Raw genomic sequence first — 21,130 nt, 5'->3', positions numbered from 1 at the left:
CGAATAATGACGGATGAATCATGCAAAATCTCTATAAATATGGCAAAGTCGCTATGTTATACTGAGGCTGAATTTATTATAAGGGGGCGACACGACGTGAATGATCTTATGCGAAATGAATGGCTTAAGAAACTGCCTTTGTTGCAAAAGGTGATGGAAAAGCAAGAGGTGTTATGGTGTAATCCTTTACTAGAATCCGTAGCTAGCGGACTAATGAAAACACGCGTATCAGAAGACGATATAAAGGATGCTAGTCAAAGGTTAGAGCGTTTCGCCCCTTATTTGGCAAAAGTTTTTCCGGATACTCAGGATGGCATAATTGAATCTCCTTTGACAGAAATTAAGCAAATGAAGCATGCACTTGAATCAATGTATAAGACAGATATTCCGGGTAGACTGTTGTTAAAACAGGATAATGCGCTTCCGATTTCAGGTTCCATAAAAGCGCGTGGAGGTATTTATGAAATACTAAAACATGCTGAAACATTGGCTATTGATCATCAGTTGCTCGATTCTACGAAAGACTATAGTCAATTTAATGAGAAGGCATTTAGTGAGCTGTTCGGGAAACATAAGATTGCTGTAGGTTCGACGGGCAATTTAGGACTTAGTATTGGAATCATGAGTGCAAAACTTGGCTTTAATGTCAATGTACATATGTCGGCAGATGCTAAGCAGTGGAAGAAAGAGTTATTGCGTTCAAAAGGCGTCATTGTAGTGGAATATGCTGATGATTACAGTAAAGCGGTGGAAGAAGGTCGACGTCAAGCGGATGCAGATCCAATGTGTCACTTTGTCGATGATGAAAATTCTATTGATTTATTCCTAGGCTATGCGGTGGCAGGGGAACGAGTTGCGTCACAATTAAAATCACAGCATATCGTCGTGGATAAAGATCATCCCTTATTTGTCTACTTACCTTGCGGGGTGGGAGGAGGTCCAGGCGGCGTGGCATTCGGACTAAAGATAGCATTAGGCGATCATGTTCATTGCTTGTTTGCTGAACCTACTCATTCACCGTGCATGATGATTGGTATGATGACGGGAATGCATGATCAAGTATCCGTAGCGGACTTTGGATTGGATAATCAAACAGCAGCCGACGGATTAGCGGTTGGTACAGCATCGGCTTTTGTCGGAAAAACGATAGAACCTTTCTTGACGGGATGCTATACGGTAGGGGATCAGACATTGTTCAAATTGTTGAAAGTGCTCGCAGACAGTGAAGACATTTGGTTAGAACCTTCCGCACTTGCAGGTATGACAGGTCCTGTACACGTAATAAAATCTAAACTCCCGTTAGCCAATTCTATAAACGCTACACATCTAGTGTGGGGAACCGGTGGAAACATGGTACCGAAGGAAGAGATGCAGCGCTATTATAATCAAGTGAATAAATAATACACGGTATTTCCCGGGAAATCGACAAAAGATCCGCAGAGATTCTTCTCTGCGGATCTTTTGTCGTAATTCACTTTAAATCTTTAAATAAATTTAACTTTAAAAGTCTAGGAGCTAGTAGCAGACCAATAATAGTGCCGCTAACTGTTGATACGAGAAACGGTGGCAAGAAGAAAAATGCAGTCACCGTAGTGCCCATTAGAATCTTTGCGTACGGGACAGCAAATAAAGGCGCAATCAAACCAGTACCGATAATTTCTCCAACGCCTGCACTCCAATTCTTATTAAATCGCTTGTACAGAACACCCGCCAAAAAGGCGCCAATCATACCGCCTGGAAATGCGAGCAATGAACCAGTTCCTGTCAATATACGGACCAATCCTGTCACGAAAGCAACGGTAACAGCTGCTGCTGGCCCCATCACAATAGCGACAATCACATTTACCGCATGTTGAATAGGATAGGCCCTAGCAATGCCAGCCGGAAATGAAACGAATGCAGAGCCTGCGACTGCAATTGCGACGAACATCGTCATGAAAATCATTTTACGTGTATTCATAGCAACCTCGTTTACTTTAGAGTAGAATGGATCGTTTTTGAAATAGATTTTGCAGCTTTTTGTGGGTCGGTAGCGGAGGCAATGGCAGATACTACCGCCACGCCATCTGCACCTGCTTGTATAATAGACTCCGTAGTATCTAGTGTAATCCCACCAATTGCTACCATTGGCATGTCGGGAAATGCTGTATGAATTTTTTCCACTAAGTTTGTTCCGACAACGTCTGAAGCATCCAGTTTAGTTGCGGTTGGATAAATGGGGCCAAGGCCTATGTAATCGGCACCGATCGACTGTGCGAGTTGAACCTCAGTTGCGTTATGCGTCGAGACGCCAAGCCATTTATCAGGTCCTATACGTTTTCGAACACTGTCTGCCTGTTCATCGTCTTGTCCAACGTGTACACCATCCGCGTTAAGTGCTAATGCCAAATCTACATCGTCATTAACTATAAACGGTACACGATATAATCTGCATAATGCCTGACACTTTCTTGCGAATCCAAGTAAAGCATCGCCCGTTAATGCGCCGTTACCTTTTTCGCGCAACTGGAAACACGTAACACCGCCACGAAGTGCTGCTTCCAATACAGCTAAGGGTTCATGGTTTTTTACGTTTGGTGTACCCATGACAAAGTATAAGCCCAATGCTTTCCTCACTTCTACTTGTCGCATCAGAGCATCTCCCTTTTTAACTGTCCATAAGCCCAATGATTTGTAGGACCATGACCTGAGCCAAGTTGTAAGCCATTTTCAATTGCTGCTTGAATGAATTGCTTTGCCTCGGCTACTGAATCGGGTAGAGAATAACCTCTTGCAAGAAAAGCCGTCAAAGCAGCTGCAAACGTGCAACCCGTTCCATGTGTGTCTTTCGTTTGGATCCAAGGGGTAGTGACTGTGAATGATTGTCCGTCCGCATCAGCATAATAGTCTTTCGCATCGAGCACGTCACTGCGATGTCCACCTTTTATGACCACAGCATTTGCACCGAGCTGGATAAGTTTTTCTGCTGCTAGTTGAATCTCTTCATCAGTACAGATCTTCATGTCTGTCAGTACTTCTGCTTCCGGAATGTTTGGCGTTATCACAGTTGCAAGTGGTATTAACTGTTCCTTCAGCGCCTCAATTGCTTGTTGTTGTAATAAAGAATGTCCACCTTTAGCAATCATCACAGGATCGATCACTAATGGAATAGGTGGATATTCTTTTAATAAAGAGGCGACTGCTGTAATGATTTCGGCTGAAAATAGCATACCAGTCTTACAGGCTTTCACGTCAAAGTCGTCGAGTACGGCTTTCATTTGTGCGATTACACCGTCAGCTTGTACCGGATACACATCTTGTACACCTAATGTATTTTGTGCGGTTACTGCCGTAATAGCGGAAGTGCCAAATACACCGAGCTCTTGAAAAGTCTTCAAATCAGCCTGGATTCCTGCACCACCACCACTGTCTGATCCTGCAATAGTCATAGCTACTTGAATTGTCATTAAAAAACCTCCTATCTTTTACACAAAGTATGTTTTTGTTTCGCGATCTAAAGAATGTAAGATATTTAAGAAGTTCATCGCAAAGTCACCAGGACCTTTGGAAATCTGCGCCGTTTGTTCTCCAGCACGCTTATAAAATGAAAGTGCATCTGCTGCTGCTTCCATAGGGCTCTCTATTCCAACCGCTAGAAAAGCACCGACGACTGAACTAAGTAAACAACCAGTTCCAGTAATCGTCGTCATCATTGGATGTCCACCTGTAATAGATACTGTCGTGTATCCATCAGTAACAATATCCACTTCGCCTGAAACTGCTACTAGACAGTTATGCTTGCGTGCTGTCTGTTTTGCAACGTCTTCAATGTCTGCTTGTCCTTCGCCCGCATCTACTCCTTTAGCATTCCATGGAATATCTGCAATTGCCGCCAACTCCCCAGCATTACAACGAACTAATGTGACGTCTACTTCGTCTAAAACTTTGAGAACACTTGCTTTACGAAAAGGCGTTGCACCTGCCCCAACTGGATCCAAGACAACAGGCTTTCCGGCTGCACGTGCACTTTTCCCCGATAAAATCATTGCGTCTACCGTTTGTTGTTTTAACGTTCCAATATTTAGAATGCTACAAGCGGCGATTCTTGCGATATCTTCCGCCTCTTCCACTGCATCGGCCATTACAGGAGATGCGCCTATTGCAAGTAACCCGTTAGCTTGGAAGTTGGCTACCACAAAATTCGTGATGCAGTGGACAAGTGGTTGCTCTTGTCGCAGTTGTTGAATAAGCTGCATGTTTCTTTTCCCCCTTATAAAGGTATATATACAAAAAGCCCATACTAGGATGGGCGGTTGGGTATAAAAACTACCCACTTCCCTCCGCTAGGTTGTCCTAGATCAGGTTCAAAGGGTTTGCATAATTGCATCTCAGCCAAATGTTGGCACCCCTAGTGGTGACTATGTATCAGACAAGCTAATTATATCATATAGATGGGTTAGGATAAAATGATCCTGCAATAAACAGATTGACAAGTATGAAAATGAGTGTTTGCGCTTAGGTGGTCAAGTATAACCGTATGCTAAACGTTACATAATTATCTGAAGAAGTCTTATCTTTTTCAGATGAAATGGATATAAAGGAGTAGATCGCAAATGGAGAAATTATTCGAAATTCAACAAATGGACCATTCATTGGATAATATATCGTTTACGTGGAGTGACATAGGTGGTTATTACCGTGTCTATAAAAATGACCGACAAGTATATGAAGGAACAGCTCCGAAGTTTTCGGATGGGGAGTTGGATCCGTCACATCCTTTCCAATACACGGTGGAACGAGTAGCGGAAGGACGGGTTCAAGATGTAATTGTTATCCAGACATCTGCCCTGACTGAAGTACAGGAAGATGAACATCCTTTGCAACGATTAGTCATCACAACGATTGCCGCTTCATCACAAATTGCTCTGTCATGGGAGTGGATCAAAGATGTGGAGAAGTTCGATATTTACCGCAACGGTCAATATCTCGAAACAATTACGGATAATCGTTTTATTGATCGTGAGATAAGTCCTTCGGAAGCAGTAGTATATAGCGTCTCGGCAACGTGTCCGTTGATTGACAGCAATCAGAAAATGAATGTCAGTAAATCGATCGCATCCAAAGTGTATGAAGTGATTATGCCTCCGAATCCGAATAATAAACCAACAGAAGAAGTCTATACTTTTTCTGTACGTGTAAAGCAACGGGATCAATTGCTTACACCGATTGCTGACAGAAAAAAAGTAAATGAAGTGAAGCAATGGAAGTTCCGCTATGCAACGTTTTTAAAAGAAGATATCATAAAAAACCCGAATCTCTTTTCACCAATTCCATATTTCACAGGTGATGATCGAGATTTCAACCCAGAAGGAAAAAGCTTCCGTACCCGTGTGGACATAGAAGGAGAGTTTATCGGAGGCGATAGCACACTGCAATTTACGAAAGCCACTGGACCTTCAATTGGCATGAATTATATGAAACGATATAAGCGCCATGACCATGCGTCTGTAGACGGTATAGAAATTGAGCGATTAGAAGGGAAATCGACTGAAGTTCTTTTTGCAATCAACCATGACGTAGGTAATCCACTAACCGCTTCACCACCTATTCATTATGAAGTGAAAGCGCATTTAGACCAGCAAGGAAACCTAGACCTAGTTGGCTATCATAACGATGCGCCACATCATGAAGTATATTTAGCGCTTGATGACGAGGACTGGCGCTCGTTGCACCGTACTGAAAGTGAAGGCTTAGCGTATTTGACAGGTGTGCTGGGAGATAATTATTGGCGTTACATGACATGTAATTAACAATAAACCGCCGCAGTCCATAGTGGATTGTGGCGGTTTAATTGATTAGTTCTATTTGATCGTTTCTTGAAAACTCTTTCGGTCTGAATTAAGCTTGGTGACCCGTACGTTCAACTTACTGATCGATTCCTCTGTTAGTTCAATTCCTCCGTCTTGCTCATATTTCTTCCACGTCTTCAAGTCTTTTCTGTATAAATGTTCGGAAAATCGATAGATATCAATGTTTTTTTCCATAGCCTCTTTGTATGTCTCTAAAATTTGTTTAGATATCTCTTCCTCCAATCTTTTTTTGATTTCTTTTATCGAAATAGAACCTTCCTTTGTACTTAATGATGCTTCGATATCTACTTCCACATTAAATTTCACGCCGTTTTTATTGATAGGTGTAATGGTCGGTTTTACTTTATCGACTATTATGGATACATGATCATCGCTCTCTGTCTTGAAAGAAATTCGACCACGTTTAGTTTTCTTCGTCATCCACTGCAATCCTCTTGCGCTAGAACCCGTAATAAATCCTTTGAAATGGTGGCGTGAAATGGACGCTATGCCTGATAAAACAGGTGCTGCAACGGACTCTTTTGAAGACTCCCAATTATCCTTTACGTTGATAAGAGGGATTGCCGCTTCGTGTCCCGGCTCGTCCAAACCGATAATCAGCTCGCGTATATTCGTAGGATAGACAAACGATTCTTGTTCGTAGGAATTGTCTGGATCACCCAGTTTTGATAAGGTAAGTGCTTTGTTAATAACAGGGCGGACCAGCAACACGTCCTGCACCGGATCTTTTGTGGCATATAACCAAATTTGATAGCGCGTCTCTAGATACCGTGTAATTCTGTCAATGACTGCATTTAATTTTCCATGCTCCAACACCTTTTCCGATACAACAATGTAAGAAGCATGTCCCCAAAATACCTGCTGGTCAACGGAGTGGTACAGCTGGGCAAGGGCATCATCAAATGTATCGGCCTTTGCAAATCCTACTTCGGCCTGAGGGATGTCACTCACGGGTTGTTCAGATTTTGGTGTATTGGCAAAGTCGATGATCTGTATATATATGTGAAATTGATTGTCTACATAATCAACACCCAAGCCGTTGACATACAACATTCGCTCGGGTTCTCTCATATCCCAGCAACCCGCCAGTAATAACGTCAGACAAAGTGTTGCGAACAACGCAGTTTTTTTCATTCTCCCGTTCCTTTCTGGCGAGTTTTATCCTTTGGATGCAATACATCAGGTCGCTCATTATATTGCTCAGTAGGTAGGCGGAACAATGTCTTTTTAATATTTTTCCACTTGATGTCTGTTGAAATACTTAAATAAGGGACCCCGAATGTATGGATAGTTGATAAATATAAAAGGGTAGCAAATAAAGACACATAAAAACCAAATAAACCCATCAGTCCGGTAAGTAAAATAAAAAATACGCGTAACGCACTGACAGCTGTAACGAGTGATTGATTAACTAAAGTATAGACCGCAATTGTAGAAGTGGCGATCACGACAATCATAGCGGGACTTGTTAAACCTGCGCGTATTGCCGCATCTCCAATAATCAATCCACCTACAACTCCAATCGTACTTCCGATTACGGTTGGCAGACGTAGACCCGCTTCTCGAAATAACTCAAATAAGCCGAGCATCAATAACATTTCAAATATAGAAGGAAAAGGTAGACCTATGTTTGCCTGTACGATGGTTGCCAATAATTGAATAGGTAACTGATCTTGATGAAAGGAGGTGAGTGCAAGCCAAAAAGCGGGTAACAGTAAACCAATTAATAAACTGCCGAGACGAAGCAATCGTTGGATCGAACTTTGGAGACTTGGAAACTCAAAATCCTCGGAAGTTTTCATTAATAAAAACAAGCTGATCGGAGTGATGACGGCGTAGGTTACGCCGTCCACTAGAATAACGAAGCGACCTCTCGCCAATGACTGGATTGCATTGTCAGGACGTCCCGTATAGTCAGATCGGGGAAAGAGCAAGGCTTTTTTGTTCACTAACTCCATCAATGCATCACCACTGAACACAATATCCGTATTCACTTTGCCTAGCTGTGTACGCAATTGGTTTAATGTATCTTCACTGGCAATATCATCGAAGTACATAAGTGCTACAGAAGTTTTTGACCGAGCGCCTAATTCGAACTTTTCCACGCATAAAGAATTGGTTGGAAGGCGTTTTCTAATGAGTGCAATATTAACTGAGATATCTTCAATAAAGTTATCACGAGGTCCTTTAACCGGAACTTCTAAACGGGTTTCTTCAGGTGACCGATTTGGTTTACTTTCAATATTACCAGCCACAACTAATTGGAGCTCTTCAAAATACACGAGCACATGCCCCGTATACATTAGCGTAATTAGTTCTTTTTCTGTTTTTGGAATCTGAAGTTTTGGTATATATAAAGAAGAGCAAAGAACTTGCTCACTTATGCTTTCTTTATTGTCATCATATAATTTGCGTACATTTGGAATCACGACTTCATTCAATAATTGTGCGTCGAACATTGAATCGCATGTGATGAAATAGACTGTATGTGATTGAAAAGTATAGGGCTGGAACTGTATATCACTAGAACGTAGAAAAAGTTGCTGTAGTGAATCCAGATCAATGCTCATATCAGGAGTTCTCATACTATATCACCATTTCCTAATAGATTAGTTCGGCTGTTTTCTTGATTTCCTTCCTGAGCGTTTTGCAGCGAAGACGAGAAAGAGTGTTAGAAGAAACAAGAATACAAATGTGCCGGTTAAAACATAATCACCTTTGATTTTAAGAAATACATGGTCACTCACTAAAAGTAAAGACACGCTCATAAAGAAGAGGGCCGGTAAGATGATCTGTGAAATCCTCTTCTTATCATTGGTCATTCCTAACAGATCAATTGCAATGAAGAGTAGCAAACCGATACGAATAAAAGCGCCTGTTAGCCATTGATAAATGGAAAGGAAGTCTAAGTGTTCAAAAAAACGACCAATCGAGACAAGTCCCCATTCCTCATAAGCAGGATAAAGTTGCTTCGTAGCTTCTTCCGGTCCGAACTCTGTAATAGCGCCAACGAGGGGGCCTATCGTCAGCCCGAGCAAGATGAGCATCATGACCGCAAAATGGTACCAGCGAAACGGATTTTTCACGCGATGCTGAATGAAGAGAAGTAACGAAAGTTCTATAAATCCCGAAGCAGGATAGACGGCGGATTTGAGGACAGGTTGTACGCCGTGTTCTAAAAAAGGTTTTAACATGTTGTAATCTTTCACTTGCAAGTTGGTAAACGCTACGAAAAATCCCAGAACGACTACACCAAATAACACAATTGCATTGACGGTGACGATGGATTGTAAATTAGCCATCGCAAGCAGAACGCATAAGACGCTAAATGTCAGCAATAATAAAAACAGGGGAGTTTTCGGTAAAAAAGTGGCGGCAATCCACTCCAACATCTCGACCATTGTAAAAGTAGACAAAATCAGCAGAAATATCGCTACCATGTATCGGATGACGGCTGATGGCACCTTGCCAACATTATCAGTGAGCCACTTCGCCAAATGTTTTCGTTCGGACTTTTTATGGATATAGATAAAAAGAAAGACAAAGGGAAAGATAGCAAGAAACGCAATTATGACTGATATCCATCCATCTCTACGTGCATCCTCCAACAATGAAGGAATGATGGTCACATGATTTTTTAGTCCAATAACCGTCATGGATAAAAACACCACATGCAAAACGCTGATAGAGCCTTTTTGATTCATAGGAATCCCTTCTTAACTAAAGTAGTTTTCTTTAGCATTACCTAAAATGTACAGTTTTATAATCTTTATAAGCGGATTAGAATAGAGCGATTATTAAACACACAACAATTTGTATGAACTATAAAACTATTTGATTGAAAGCGCTTACCGAATAGTTTAGAATAAAAGATAGCTTATGAAAGCGTACACATCAGGAATAAAGTGAAACTATGTTTCGTATAATAGCTTTGCGTGCATAACAGTTGCGCTTAGATACAAGCAAAATAATGAGAATAGGGAGTGTGACGCAGTATGGTACAAGCTTCAGAAAATCTAGTTTACGCAAATCCAAATACAGAAGGTTCAAAGGTTCAGTTCAAAGAACGCTATGAAAATTTCATTGGCGGCAAGTGGACGGCGCCAGTCAAAGGTCAGTATTTCGATAATTCAACACCAGTGACAGGTAAAGTGTTTACTCAGGTAGCGAGATCTACAGAAGAAGACATTGAACTAGCTCTGGATGCAGCTCATGCAGCAAAAGACGCGTGGGGAAAAACATCAGTCACTGAACGTTCAAATATTTTGCTAAAAATTGCAGATCGTATTGAAGAGAACTTAGAAATGCTTGCTGTAGCTGAAACATGGGATAACGGAAAAGCCGTTCGTGAAACATTGAATGCCGATCTTCCGCTAGCAGTTGACCATTTCAGATACTTTGCTTCTGCAATTCGCGCGCAAGAAGGCGGAGTCAGTCAAATCGATAACGACACAGTAGCTTATCACTTCCATGAGCCACTAGGAGTCGTAGGTCAGATCATTCCTTGGAACTTCCCTATTCTAATGGCAGTATGGAAACTTGCTCCGGCATTAGCGGCAGGAAATTGTGTCGTGCTAAAACCGGCTGAACAAACGCCTGCATCTATTTTGGTATTGGTTGAATTAATCGAAGACTTACTGCCGGCAGGTGTGCTGAACGTAGTCAACGGTTTCGGACTAGAAGCAGGAAAGCCATTAGCTTCCAATCCACGTATCAATAAGATTGCATTCACAGGGGAGACGACAACAGGCCGTCTGATCATGCAGTATGCTTCTCAAAACTTGATTCCGGTTACTTTGGAATTGGGCGGAAAATCCCCGAACATTTTCTTCGAAGATGTAATGGCGGAAGATGATGCATTCCTTGATAAAGCAGTTGAAGGTTTCGTAATGTTCGCATTAAACCAAGGAGAGGTCTGTACATGCCCATCTCGTGCGTTGATTCAGGAATCCATTTACGATAAGTTCATGGAACGTGCACTTGAGCGTGTTAAAGCGATCAAGACAGGAAATCCATTAGATCCAACGGTCATGATGGGTGCCCAGGCATCGACTGAGCAACTAGAGAAGATTCTTTCTTACCTAGATATCGGAAAGCAAGAAGGTGCAGAATGTCTAACAGGTGGAGAGCAAAATAAGCTCGAAGGTGATCTTGCAGAAGGTTATTATGTGCAGCCGACTGTATTTAAAGGACATAATAAGATGAGAATCTTCCAAGAAGAAATTTTCGGTCCTGTAGTTGCAGTAACGACGTTTAAAGATAAAGAAGAGGCGCTAGAAATTGCGAACGATACATTGTATGGACTAGGTTCAGGTGTGTGGACGCGTGATATGAATACAGCGTACCGCTTCGGTCGCGGGATTCAGGCAGGACGCGTATGGACGAACTGCTATCATGCATATCCGGCACACTCTGCTTTCGGTGGCTATAAAGCTTCGGGTATCGGCCGTGAAAATCACTTACAGATGCTAGCTCATTATCAGCAGACAAAGAACATGCTAGTTAGCTACGATGAAAGCAAACAAGGATTCTTTTGATCGAATCTATCTGGAGGATCCGCAGTGAATGGAGGAATTCCTATGCCAGATCGAGTAGTCGCAACAGAAGAAGCATTGGCTCTTATAGAGTTGTTAAAAGATAAGCACGGTCCTCTGATGTTTCATCAGTCCGGGGGTTGCTGTGATGGATCTTCTCCGATGTGTTACGAAGATGGTGATTTAATTGTCGGTAACCAAGACGTATTGCTAGGGCACATCGGTGGTATGCCATTCTATATGATGAAAAGTCAGTTTGAGTATTGGAAACATACACAGCTAATTATTGACGTAGTCGATGGACGTGGTGGAATGTTTTCGCTCGAGGGAGTGGAAGGGAAACGTTTCCTGACTAGATCACGGGCCTTTTCTGACGAAGAATATAAAGAATTAACTTCATGAAAAAAAGCCTTCCGTAACGTAGGAAGGCTCGGACTGAAAGCAACTCCAGGAACATTGGAGCTTGTTTTCAGTCTTTTTATCGTATTTGGATAGAGAGTTAAAATCTTTACGAGATAAAACGTTGACGTTCTTCAGGTGAAGGCAACATGCAGGATAATTCCTTTTTGCCGAACCATTTATATCGGTTTGTTGCAATATAGTCGTAGGCAATGTCGCGAATTGCGGGTGGAATGACGATGAATAGAAATGCTAAGTGCCAAAGTCCATCCAATTTTTTCGCAATACGTAAAGCTGCGCCTGATTTTGTATAAGCTTTACCATTTTCAATCAATACTAAGCTATCTACGTTATCAGGAATTTGATAGTCTTTGCGAAGTTTTCTACCTACATCGTCTTGTAAAGAAGCGAATGAAAAATGTTTGTACGGGTCACGTTTAATAATAAATTGCACGCTCGCGTCACAAAAGTTACATTCACCGTCAAATAGTATAATTCTATTTCGTTTCATATAATTTCTCTCCTTCAAAAAATAGGTGATATCGTACTATACCCACATAACGTAAATTTCACTCATGCGCTCTAAACAGAATAGGTTGTTTTATTAGATCATTACTATATTTGGCTGGGCTGGAGTTGCGTCGTGACTCCAACTTTTTACGGTCTGAGAAATCTTTTATGACTACAAACTGTGAATGATAAACAGTCTGTTAATAATGTAGCAGTGTCCTTTATTCCTGGTAATCAAGGATATTGTTTTTTTATTTTTTACTATTCTATGGCGGTAGCCCGTAACAAATTTATTAGCTCGCATGTAATAGGGTATAAGGAGGTGGAGAAATGAATCAAGGACATTGTGGAATGTCAGGTGGACATCACCAGCAAGGGTGGGGGCACCAACAGTATCAGCCAGGTATGCATGGTATGCAAGGTATGCCAGGTGGACAGCAACAAGGATTCCAACCCGTAGTTTGCCCACCGCAGTATCGCTTTAATGATTGCTTCACTAAACAGGAAATGCCATTTATTCATCCGATCGTGAATGTGAATCGACACCACGTGGTTGGTGTGCCACAGCACTACTATACAGAAACTACTGAAGACGTTATGGGCTCTACTATTATGCCAGGAAGAGGACCTGGATTTGGAGGAGGAATGGGACCAGGCTTTGGACCAGGCTTCGGTCCAGGACATGGTGGCGGTGGTTGTCACCGTCGTAGAAGGTGCCGATAAACTTCTATTACTATGAAAAAACCCGCTGTCTCTGTATATTTCAGAGATAGCGGGTTTTTTTCTACTTCAAGCGCCAGACTCTCGGGACGTTTCAGAACTACCCAAAAGGCAAGGAGCGCCTTTGTGGTAGTTCTTCCAACGCCTGTCGAGTCTAGACGGCGCTTTCAGCATTTAATGTTATCCAGCTTCAAGCGCCAGACTCTCGGGACGTTTCAGAACTACCAAAAAGGCAAAGAGCGCCTTTGTGGTAGTTCCTCCAACGCCTGTCGAGTCTAGACGGCGCTTTCAGCATTTAATGTTATCCAGCTTCAAGCGCCAGACTCTCGGGACGTTTCAGAACTGCCAAAAAGGCAAGGAGCGCCTTTGTGGTAGTTCTTCCAACGCCTGTCGAGTCTACAAGGCGCTTTCAGCATTTAATGTTATGCATTAAAGTATCTCGCGTCGGGGTGTGCGAAGACCATTGCGGATACGGATGCTTCTGGTTCCATCATGAATTCTTCGGTCAGAATAACTCCGTGCTCTTCCGGTCTGATGAGGCGGAAGAGTTTGGCTTGGTCTTCTAGGTTCGGACAGGCTGGATAGCCGAATGAGAATCGCTGGCCTTGGTATTTGGCTGCGAAACGTTCGAGCATAGTGAAGTCAGTTGGGTCAGGGAATCCCCACTGGTCACGGATTTCTTGGTGAATCCGTTCAGCGAATCCTTCCGCGAGTTCCAGAGCAGTTGACTGGAATGCGTGGCTTTCTAGGAACTTTCCTTCCGCTTTCAATTTGTTTGCATAATCACGAACGCCTTTGCCGGCAGTTACTTGCATGAAAGCGACGTAGTCCATCTCGCCGCTTTCTACTGTTTTCAAGTAGTCGGCCAAGCATAGGAATGGTTCTTTTTCTTGACGCGGGAACGTGAAGCGTTCAATTTCAGTTTTTGAATCTTCCGGATCGTAAATGATTACGTCATCGCCATCTGCTTGGGCAGGGAAGAATTGATAAACGCCGGAAGCTTTCATTTTATCGGACTTCAAGAACTCGGTGACCATGTCGTGAAGTTGTACTGCACGTTCATCTTTTCGTTCAAGCATTTTATCGACATTTCCACGCAGGCCTAAGTGGTGACCGATCAGTGTGCGCATATTTACATAAGGATGTAAGTGTGCGACAGAATAATCTTTCACGACACGTCTGCGCAAATCTGTCGGTACGAATACTGGAACATCGGTGCGCACCGTTTTCACTGGACGCGGCTTGACCGCAACTGCCACAGCTCCGCGACTTGCTTTAATCGCGTCATTGGCTTCACGTTTTTCGATACTTTGCACTAATTCTTCGAGTAATTCTTCTTTGCCTTCACTTTGTAGACGGTTTGCTAAATCAAGCCCCTGCATCGCATCCTTGGCAAAAATTACTGGACCGTCGTATTCAGAAGCGATTTTAGTTTCGGTGAAGCGTCTTGTCAACGCTGCTCCGCCAACCATAATAGGCGTATCAATACCCGCGGCCTTGAAGTCTTGTGCAGTCAAGACCATTTGTTGTGCAGACTTAACGAGTAATCCTGACAGACCTACAATATCTGGCTTTTCTTTACGGATTACTTCAATCAATGCGGCAGGAGTTACTTTGATGCCGATATCGATTACTTTAAATCCATTATTACTTAATATGATTTCTACTAAGTTTTTCCCGATATCATGTACGTCGCCTTTAACTGTAGCTAAGATAATTTTACCTTTCCCCGAATCGTCTTCTTTTTTCTCCATGAACTGCTCAAGATAGGAAACCGAAGCTTTCATGACTCCAGCACTTTGTAGAACTTCTGCTACGATCAGCTGATTATCATTGAATAGACGGCCAACTTCAGCCATCCCTGTCATGAGTGGACCATTGATGATATCAAGCGGTTCGTCATATGTTTTTAAAGCGGCATCCAAGTCAGGAATTAAACCTTCTTTTGTTCCTTCGACTATATAGTATGAAAGACGTTCAGCTACAGTTTTCGGTAGATCATCTTCTGTTTTTTCTTTTTTCTTACCACGATAAAAGTCCGCGAATGCTGCCAGTGTGTCATCCGTTGTGGAAAACAGTAGATCATCCGCCAGCTTTACTTCAGCCTCTGGAATCGAAGCATAACGTTCAAGTTTTTCTGTGTTTATAATCGCGTAATCAAGACCTGCTTGTGTACAGTGATACAAGTACACGGCATTTAATACTTCACGACCAACAGACGGTAGTCCGAATGATACGTTACTGACACCTAAAGTTGTTAGAGTACGTGGGAGCTTTTCTTTGATTAATCGAATTCCTTCAATCGTTTCTACTGCAGAGCCAATGTATTGCTCATCGCCTGTGCCGACAGGGAAGACGAGTGGATCGAAAATGATATCTTCGGGCGGAATCTGCCATTTATTGACGAGTAAATCATATGAACGTAACGCGACTTCAAGTTTGCGCTCTCTCGTTACAGCCATTCCAATTTCATCAATCGTTCCAACTACGACAGCTGCTCCATACTTTTTAACTAAAGGAAGTACCGCGTCAAAGCGTTCTTCACCATCTTCTAGGTTAATGGAGTTGATGATCGCCTTACCTTGTGAGAATTTCAGCGCTTCCGCAATAACATTTTCATCTGTCGAGTCAATGACTAGAGGGACTTTAACTTTCTTCACTACTTCTTGCATGAAGCGAGTCATATCATGCAACTCATCACGGTCGGGATTCGCAAGACAAATATCCAATACGTGTGCTCCACGTTTTACTTGTGCACGTGCGATTTCAGAAGCCTCTTCAAATTTCTCTTCTACGATCAGCTGCTTGAATTTACGCGAACCGATCACGTTCGTTCGTTCACCAATCAATAGAGGGCGCATAGTTTCGTCATATAGTAATGGTTCGATACCTGAAACTGCATGGCCGTGAGGTTCCGCTATTTGGCGAGGCTTTAAGTCTTTTACTGCTTCTCTAATTGCACGAATGTGGTCAGGCGTCGTACCGCAGCAACCGCCAACCATATTTAGCCAGCCCTTTTCGGCAAAGCCTGCAAGCTTTTTTGATAGGGACTCAGGTGATTCGTGGTAATGTCCTTCCGCGTCCGGCAATCCAGCATTTGGATAGCACGTAACGTAGCTTGTCGCTAACTCTGATAATGAACGCAAGTGATCTGTCATGAATTCAGGACCCGTTGCGCAGTTCAACCCGACCGAAAGAGGGTGAACGTGTTCAATGGAAATATAGAAGGATTCGATGCTTTGGCCTGCGAGAGTTGTACCCATAGGCTCGATTGTACCTGAAATCATAATGGGTATTTCGCGTCCAAGTTCTTCAAACGCCTTTTTAATGCCAATCGTACCAGCCTTTACGTTCAGCATATCCTGACTCGTTTCCATCAGAATCAAGTCACTGCCTGCTTCGATAAGTGCCTTTGCTTGAACGTAGAAATCATGAGATAGTTCATCGAACGTAATCCCACCTGTAACGGAAAGTGTCTTTGTCGTTGGTCCGATTGCACCTGCGACAAAACGTGGCCATTCCGGTGTGGAGAACTTCGCCGCACTCTTTTTTGCAATTTCAACTGACTTTGCATTAATTTCATTTGCGCGGTGACCTAGTGAAAATTCATTCAACACAAGGGGTGTACCACCAAACGTATTCGTGCAAATGATATCAGCGCCAGCTTCTAAGTACTCATCGTGAATCTTTTCTAAAACATCAGGGCGTAACACACTCATGTATTCGTTACATCCATCGTATTCTTCTCCGCCGAAGTCCTCTGTCGAGAAATCTTCCGCTTGTAGCATCGTCCCCATCGCACCGTCAATGATCAGGATTCGTTTATCTAGTTGTTCTTCAATAGGATGTCTCTGCATGTAGTAATTCCCTCTCCTTCTGCTCGTCTAATTCCTTAATATACTCATACAACTCTAACGTCATATCGTAACGAAGGAATGGTGTAATTAGATAGATACCTTTAAAGTATTTCGCTGCTGTATCAAGAAGTTCTTTTGCGATTTCCAGGCCAACTTCTGTCGATTGATCTCGATCATCACTGCACTGGCGCATTCTTTCCAATACTTCATCGGAAAGCTTAATGCCAGGTACTTCGTGATGCAAGAACTCTGCGTTTCGAATATTCGTCAACGGCATAATCCCAATAAAAATCGGTGTGTCCAAATGCTTCGTTGCTTCATATACTTCTATGATTTTTTCTTTTGTATAAACAGGTTGAGTGATAAAGTAGTCTGCGCCCGCTTCGATTTTCTTATCTAGCCGCTGTACGGCACGTTCCACTACGCGTACGTTCGGATTGAATGCTGCTGAAATAGAGAAGTTGGCTTTTTTGCGCAATGGCTTTCCAGAGAAGGAAATACCTTCATTCAACTTTTTGATTAATTGTATTAACTCCATACTGTTCACGTCATAAACGCTCGTAGCCCCTGGGAAATCTCCCACTTTCGTTGGGTCACCTGTTACCGCCAGCACATCCGTGATACCTAGTGCATCCAAACCCATCAAATGTGACTGCAATCCAATAAGATTGTGATCGCGACATGTCAAATGAACGAGCGGGCGAATATTGTGTTGCATTTTAATGATTGAGCCCATCGCCATATTACTGATACGAGGGGAGGCAAGTGAGTTGTCCGCCATTGTGATCGCGTCAACGCCTGCATCGTATAATGCGTTCGCGCCTTTGACATAATCTTCTGTCTCTAAGTGGCGCGGTGTATCCAACTCTACAATCACCGTACGCTCTGTTTTGGCTTTTATGTGAAGTGGTTGGTGTTGTACAGGACTCGCTTCTTGGATGACGATAGGTTTTGACGGCTGTACGACTTTTTCTGTAATAGGCGCAAGTCTAGCTAACTGCGTTTTGGCTGCTTTAATATGTTTAGGCGTTGTACCGCAACATCCACCGATTAACCGAACCCCTTGATCGCGTAGTAGTACGGCAGCACGACCGAAATACTCTGCCTCTGATTCATAGACTATTCGTCCATCTTCTACGTCTAATAGGCTGGCGTTTGGATAAGCTGATAAAAATGCTTTTTTCGGTAACGTGACATTATCGAATGCTTGAATCGTGTGGTAAGGTCCTAAGCGACAGTTGACGCCTACAACGTCTGCACCGAGAGACTCAAGTTGGTGAAGAGCATCGTTTAATGAAAGTCCGTTTTGAAGTACACCGGGGTCATGCATAGAAACTTGTGCAATTAATGGCACGTCCGTAACTTTCTTTAATGTGCTAACAACAGATGCTAATTCTTCAAAATCATAATAGGTTTCCAATAAAAGGCCGTCGGGATCACCTGTTAATAATGCGTTTGCCTGTTCTAGTACGACTTTCTCTATTTCATCCAATGTAGCATCACTCTTACGAATGCCACGTAGACCACCGATTGTGCCGAGAACGAATTGTCCGCCAGGTGCTGCCGCGCGCTTTGCAATTTGGATGGCTGCTTTATTGAATTCCGTCACATGACTCTCCAAACCATACCGGGCCAATTTAATCGCGTTAGCGCTGTATGTGTTCGTTTGGATGATATCTGCACCCGCTGCGATATAGTCTTGGTGAATTTGCTCTATAATTTCGGGCTTTTCTATGTTTAGCTCTTCATAACAATAATCAATTCCGTAAGAATATAAAATCGTCCCCATTGCCCCATCTGCTGTTAGGACATTTGTTTGTAGTTTCTTTAGCAATGACATGTTCCCATCTCCCCTTTGCTTTTCTAATCAAAAAAAGCCTTCAAGTATATTAGAAGGCTTTGTAATCTCAATGACTAGTTCCCTCTCATCTTTTCAGTGCGTCAATTTGACAGACTGCTGGAAGTAGCACCTTGCCTAAACGGCTGGTTGCTGAAGCGTCGACGGGCCAGTCCCTCAGCTTCTCTTGATAAGATACGATTCTTATTCAATTATTTTGATTATTCTAACCACATCATAGCGGCTTTGTTGTTCTTCGTCAAGTGAACATTCAGTGAAGTTCTTAGTCGGGATTTGCAACATAGAGAAATTGCGATATTTATGATAAAGTTAAAGGAGTAAATTGAAAAGGTGAGGAATTATGCGGTTCTTTAAATACTCATTTCCAATCGCTGTTCTTGTAGGTACTCTTGCTTGGATCATGATAGGTAATAGTTACGAAGAAGTTACTTATGATATGCGCGTGTACATTACGATTGCAGCTGCAATATTTAGTGGTTTAATTTCAAGCGTTCTGTTCCGTAAAGAAAAGGAAGAACAGATTGATAAGAAGAAGTAGGCTGTCAGCATGATGCTGCAGTCTTTTTTTTTATTTATTTTTAGAGTTAACTTAAAAATAAATAGTGTTGACACAATGTGAGTTAACCTCTATTATTTTTATGGTAACTAATATAAAAAGAGGTGACATGATGGCAACTGCAACAGAGAGTCGACCGGTCAGTAGATTCAATGCACTAACCATTGTATACAGTGGAATGTTCGCATCATTAATGATGATTGGTGCAAATATTACATCCTTCGTGCCGTTTTTAGTAGTTGGTGGAGTGCCTATTACATTGCAAACGTTTTTCGCGATCTTATCGGGACTATTACTCGGCAGCCGTCTAGGTGCATTATCTATGACGGTGTATATGTTAATAGGGCTAGCGGGTGCACCGGTCTTCGCAAGATTTTCAGGCGGATTCGGTCAGATATTAAGTCCGACGTTCGGTTTTATTGTTACTTTCATTCTAATTGCTTATGTAGCGGGAAAGATTGTCGAGCGAAATCAGACCCTGCCTGCTTTTATTACCGCTGCGCTAGTCGCTACCGCAATCAACTACATACTAGGTACAAGTTGGATGTATTTTGCGTATAAGATGTGGGCTGCTGCACCCGAGGTGTTTTCTTATAAGATTGCATGGCTATGGATGATGCCTCCACTGCCAAAAGATCTAATTCTAGCTGTGTTGTCAGGCATGTTTGCGTTCAGAATATCAAAACACTTGAAAGTGAGGCGTACATTATAATGAATTACCAACAACTCGCTACTAGAGTACTAGAAGGACATGTATTAACCGACGAGGAATCACTTGCACTATTAAACAGCCCAGATGAAGATTTACTATTATTGCTACATGCAACGTACTCGATTCGATCACATTATTTCGGAAATAAAGTAAAGTTGAATATGATCATCAATACGAAATCAGGTTTATGTCCGGAGAACTGTGGTTATTGCGCTCAGTCCATCGTTTCAAAAGCGCCTGTCGAAAAGTATGCAATGATGAAATCAGAAGAGATACTTGAAGGTGCGGAGCGTGCGGCAGCCAATAAAGCAGGCACTTATTGCATCGTTGCAAGTGGACGGGGACCACGTGACAGTGAACTGGACATAGTCATTGACTCTGTTAAACAAATTAAAGAAAAGCATAAAGGAATGACGGTATGTGCTTGCTTAGGAATTTTGAAGCCAGGACAAGCGACTCGTTTGAAAGAGGCAGGAGTAGATCGCTACAACCACAACTTGAACACATCCGCAGAGCATCACGAAAGTATAACAACGTCGCACACATACGAAGATCGTGTAAACACTGTAGGATTGGCCAAAGAAGCAGGTATTTCTCCGTGTTCAGGCGTCATCGTCGGCATGCGTGAAACAAAGCAAGACATTATCTCTATGGCACGTAGCCTGCGCGAACTGGACGCAGACTCCATACCTGTAAACTTCCTGCACGCGGTTGATGGAACACCATTAGAAGGAACGTCAGAACTGGACCCACGCTACTGTCTAAAAGTCCTGTGTCTGTTCCGCTACATTAACCCTAGCAAAGAAATCCGTATCTCGGGTGGACGTGAAGTCAATCTAAGAAGTCTACAACCACTAGGTCTTTACGCAGCAAACTCTATCTTCATCGGCGATTACCTCACAACGGCCGGTCAAGAAAATGACCAAGATCAAAAAATGCTTGAAGACATGGGCTTCGAAGTCGACCTAGAACCAATGCGTAAAGAACCCATCACTATATAAAGAGAAAAGAACTAAAATTTTGTACAGTATATGACTGAAGACGATCCGCTATGAGGATCTGTTCTTCAGTCTTTTATTTTTCAATCGATATTTTTTTAGAAGATTGTAATAACCAATCATAGTTGAAAGCGTCT

The 21,130-nt window shown here is 42.5% G+C and carries 18 protein-coding genes and 2 riboswitches; of the genes, 8 read left to right on the top strand and 10 right to left on the bottom strand.

Going from position 1 to position 21,130, the window contains the following annotated elements; translation table 11 throughout:
• The first annotated feature begins 108 nt into the window (after positions 1 to 108).
• Entirely contained in the window at positions 109 to 1,401 is a 1,293-nt protein-coding gene (locus SporoP32a_RS08545) for a D-serine ammonia-lyase (RefSeq protein ID WP_085429030.1), read from the top strand.
• 70 nt (positions 1,402 to 1,471) lie between these two features.
• Here the strand turns inward: SporoP32a_RS08545 and thiW are convergent, their stop codons facing one another.
• Genes thiW through thiM form a run of 4 tightly spaced genes read right to left on the bottom strand, consistent with a single transcriptional unit; the run spans position 1,472 to position 4,235 of the window.
• Entirely contained in the window at positions 1,472 to 1,960 is a 489-nt protein-coding gene (gene thiW / locus SporoP32a_RS08540; protein ID WP_085427505.1) for an energy coupling factor transporter S component ThiW, read from the bottom strand.
• 11 nt (positions 1,961 to 1,971) lie between these two features.
• Entirely contained in the window at positions 1,972 to 2,631 is a 660-nt protein-coding gene (gene thiE / locus SporoP32a_RS08535) for a thiamine phosphate synthase (RefSeq protein ID WP_085427504.1), read from the bottom strand.
• Positions 2,631 to 3,446 carry a bifunctional hydroxymethylpyrimidine kinase/phosphomethylpyrimidine kinase gene (gene thiD, locus SporoP32a_RS08530; RefSeq protein ID WP_085427503.1) on the bottom strand — a complete coding sequence of 272 codons (816 nt, stop codon included), beginning with the start codon at positions 3,444 to 3,446 and terminating at the stop codon, positions 2,631 to 2,633. Before thiD ends, thiE begins: the two co-directional genes overlap by 1 nt.
• Positions 3,447 to 3,464: 18 nt before the next feature.
• Complete coding sequence (gene thiM, locus SporoP32a_RS08525; RefSeq protein ID WP_085427502.1) at positions 3,465 to 4,235, bottom strand: hydroxyethylthiazole kinase; 771 nt, start codon at positions 4,233 to 4,235, stop codon at positions 3,465 to 3,467.
• Positions 4,236 to 4,297: 62 nt separating this feature from the next.
• Positions 4,298 to 4,399: riboswitch (TPP riboswitch) on the bottom strand.
• 193 nt (positions 4,400 to 4,592) lie between these two features.
• Here thiM and SporoP32a_RS08520 point away from each other — a divergent pair.
• Entirely contained in the window at positions 4,593 to 5,789 is a 1,197-nt protein-coding gene (locus SporoP32a_RS08520; protein ID WP_085427501.1) for a DUF3238 domain-containing protein, read from the top strand.
• Positions 5,790 to 5,840: 51 nt separating this feature from the next.
• Here the strand turns inward: SporoP32a_RS08520 and SporoP32a_RS08515 are convergent, their stop codons facing one another.
• Genes SporoP32a_RS08515 through SporoP32a_RS08505 form a run of 3 tightly spaced genes read right to left on the bottom strand, consistent with a single transcriptional unit; the run spans position 5,841 to position 9,553 of the window.
• Entirely contained in the window at positions 5,841 to 6,983 is a 1,143-nt protein-coding gene (locus SporoP32a_RS08515) for a Ger(x)C family spore germination protein (protein WP_085427500.1), read from the bottom strand.
• On the bottom strand, positions 6,980 to 8,419 hold the full coding sequence (locus SporoP32a_RS08510; RefSeq protein ID WP_232319494.1) for a spore germination protein: 1,440 nt from the start codon (positions 8,417 to 8,419) through the stop codon (positions 6,980 to 6,982). Before SporoP32a_RS08510 ends, SporoP32a_RS08515 begins: the two co-directional genes overlap by 4 nt.
• A gap of 39 nt (positions 8,420 to 8,458) precedes the next feature.
• The gene (locus SporoP32a_RS08505; protein WP_085427498.1) at positions 8,459 to 9,553 is read right to left on the bottom strand and encodes a GerAB/ArcD/ProY family transporter; all 1,095 of its coding nucleotides are present in this window, start codon (positions 9,551 to 9,553) and stop codon (positions 8,459 to 8,461) included.
• A gap of 291 nt (positions 9,554 to 9,844) precedes the next feature.
• Here SporoP32a_RS08505 and adh point away from each other — a divergent pair, with 291 nt between their 5' ends.
• On the top strand, positions 9,845 to 11,386 hold the full coding sequence (gene adh, locus SporoP32a_RS08500; RefSeq protein ID WP_085427497.1) for an aldehyde dehydrogenase: 1,542 nt from the start codon (positions 9,845 to 9,847) through the stop codon (positions 11,384 to 11,386).
• A gap of 42 nt (positions 11,387 to 11,428) precedes the next feature.
• A complete protein-coding gene (locus SporoP32a_RS08495; RefSeq protein WP_085429029.1) occupies positions 11,429 to 11,785 on the top strand; it encodes a DUF779 domain-containing protein in 357 nt (118 codons plus the stop codon).
• 106 nt (positions 11,786 to 11,891) lie between these two features.
• Here the strand turns inward: SporoP32a_RS08495 and SporoP32a_RS08490 are convergent, their stop codons facing one another.
• Positions 11,892 to 12,293 (bottom strand): thiol-disulfide oxidoreductase DCC family protein, encoded by a 402-nt coding sequence (locus SporoP32a_RS08490; protein WP_085427496.1) that lies wholly within the window; start codon positions 12,291 to 12,293, stop codon positions 11,892 to 11,894.
• Positions 12,294 to 12,622: 329 nt separating this feature from the next.
• On the opposite strand from SporoP32a_RS08490, the gene SporoP32a_RS17035 reads away from it, so the two are divergent.
• Positions 12,623 to 13,015 (top strand): hypothetical protein, encoded by a 393-nt coding sequence (locus tag SporoP32a_RS17035; protein WP_085427495.1) that lies wholly within the window; start codon positions 12,623 to 12,625, stop codon positions 13,013 to 13,015.
• A gap of 419 nt (positions 13,016 to 13,434) precedes the next feature.
• Here the strand turns inward: SporoP32a_RS17035 and metH are convergent, their stop codons facing one another.
• Both metH and SporoP32a_RS08475 read right to left on the bottom strand, forming a co-directional pair.
• On the bottom strand, positions 13,435 to 16,869 hold the full coding sequence (gene metH / locus SporoP32a_RS08480) for a methionine synthase (RefSeq protein WP_085427494.1): 3,435 nt from the start codon (positions 16,867 to 16,869) through the stop codon (positions 13,435 to 13,437).
• Entirely contained in the window at positions 16,850 to 18,709 is a 1,860-nt protein-coding gene (locus tag SporoP32a_RS08475) for a bifunctional homocysteine S-methyltransferase/methylenetetrahydrofolate reductase (protein ID WP_085427493.1), read from the bottom strand. The genes metH and SporoP32a_RS08475 overlap by 20 nt, the downstream gene beginning before the upstream one ends.
• A gap of 82 nt (positions 18,710 to 18,791) precedes the next feature.
• Positions 18,792 to 18,903, bottom strand: a riboswitch (SAM riboswitch).
• Positions 18,904 to 19,067: 164 nt separating this feature from the next.
• Between SporoP32a_RS08475 and SporoP32a_RS08470 the strand changes: the two genes are divergently transcribed.
• The 3 genes from SporoP32a_RS08470 to bioB all read left to right on the top strand — a co-directional run bounded on the left by SporoP32a_RS08470 (position 19,068) and on the right by bioB (position 20,996).
• Positions 19,068 to 19,265, top strand: a complete 198-nt coding sequence (locus SporoP32a_RS08470; protein ID WP_085427492.1) for a hypothetical protein — start codon at positions 19,068 to 19,070, stop codon at positions 19,263 to 19,265.
• Between the two features lie 127 nt (positions 19,266 to 19,392).
• A complete protein-coding gene (locus SporoP32a_RS08465; RefSeq protein ID WP_099624841.1) occupies positions 19,393 to 19,995 on the top strand; it encodes a biotin transporter BioY in 603 nt (200 codons plus the stop codon).
• Entirely contained in the window at positions 19,992 to 20,996 is a 1,005-nt protein-coding gene (gene bioB / locus SporoP32a_RS08460) for a biotin synthase BioB (RefSeq protein WP_198166269.1), read from the top strand. Before SporoP32a_RS08465 ends, bioB begins: the two co-directional genes overlap by 4 nt.
• Positions 20,997 to 21,130: the final 134 nt, after the last annotated feature.

Source organism: Sporosarcina ureae (assembly GCF_002109325.1).
Classification (GTDB): Bacteria; Bacillota; Bacilli; order Bacillales_A; family Planococcaceae; genus Sporosarcina; species Sporosarcina ureae_C.
This window is presented reverse-complemented; position numbering and strand designations above follow the sequence as displayed.

Bases quoted from the DNA above. Each gene is read 5' to 3' on its own strand.
- SporoP32a_RS08545 (WP_085429030.1), top strand. From the start codon at position 109: ATGCGAAATGAATGGCTTAAGAAACTGCCTTTGTTGCAAAAGGTGATG.
- thiW (WP_085427505.1), bottom strand. From the start codon at position 1,960: ATGAATACACGTAAAATGATTTTCATGACGATGTTCGTCGCAATTGCA.
- thiE (WP_085427504.1), bottom strand. From the start codon at position 2,631: ATGCGACAAGTAGAAGTGAGGAAAGCATTGGGCTTATACTTTGTCATG.
- thiD (WP_085427503.1), bottom strand. From the start codon at position 3,446: ATGACAATTCAAGTAGCTATGACTATTGCAGGATCAGACAGTGGTGGT.
- thiM (WP_085427502.1), bottom strand. From the start codon at position 4,235: ATGCAGCTTATTCAACAACTGCGACAAGAGCAACCACTTGTCCACTGC.
- SporoP32a_RS08520 (WP_085427501.1), top strand. From the start codon at position 4,593: ATGGAGAAATTATTCGAAATTCAACAAATGGACCATTCATTGGATAAT.
- SporoP32a_RS08515 (WP_085427500.1), bottom strand. From the start codon at position 6,983: ATGAAAAAAACTGCGTTGTTCGCAACACTTTGTCTGACGTTATTACTG.
- SporoP32a_RS08510 (WP_232319494.1), bottom strand. From the start codon at position 8,419: ATGAGCATTGATCTGGATTCACTACAGCAACTTTTTCTACGTTCTAGT.
- SporoP32a_RS08505 (WP_085427498.1), bottom strand. From the start codon at position 9,553: ATGAATCAAAAAGGCTCTATCAGCGTTTTGCATGTGGTGTTTTTATCC.
- adh (WP_085427497.1), top strand. From the start codon at position 9,845: ATGGTACAAGCTTCAGAAAATCTAGTTTACGCAAATCCAAATACAGAA.
- SporoP32a_RS08495 (WP_085429029.1), top strand. From the start codon at position 11,429: ATGCCAGATCGAGTAGTCGCAACAGAAGAAGCATTGGCTCTTATAGAG.
- SporoP32a_RS08490 (WP_085427496.1), bottom strand. From the start codon at position 12,293: ATGAAACGAAATAGAATTATACTATTTGACGGTGAATGTAACTTTTGT.
- SporoP32a_RS17035 (WP_085427495.1), top strand. From the start codon at position 12,623: ATGAATCAAGGACATTGTGGAATGTCAGGTGGACATCACCAGCAAGGG.
- metH (WP_085427494.1), bottom strand. From the start codon at position 16,869: ATGCAGAGACATCCTATTGAAGAACAACTAGATAAACGAATCCTGATC.
- SporoP32a_RS08475 (WP_085427493.1), bottom strand. From the start codon at position 18,709: ATGTCATTGCTAAAGAAACTACAAACAAATGTCCTAACAGCAGATGGG.
- SporoP32a_RS08470 (WP_085427492.1), top strand. From the start codon at position 19,068: ATGCGGTTCTTTAAATACTCATTTCCAATCGCTGTTCTTGTAGGTACT.
- SporoP32a_RS08465 (WP_099624841.1), top strand. From the start codon at position 19,393: ATGATGGCAACTGCAACAGAGAGTCGACCGGTCAGTAGATTCAATGCA.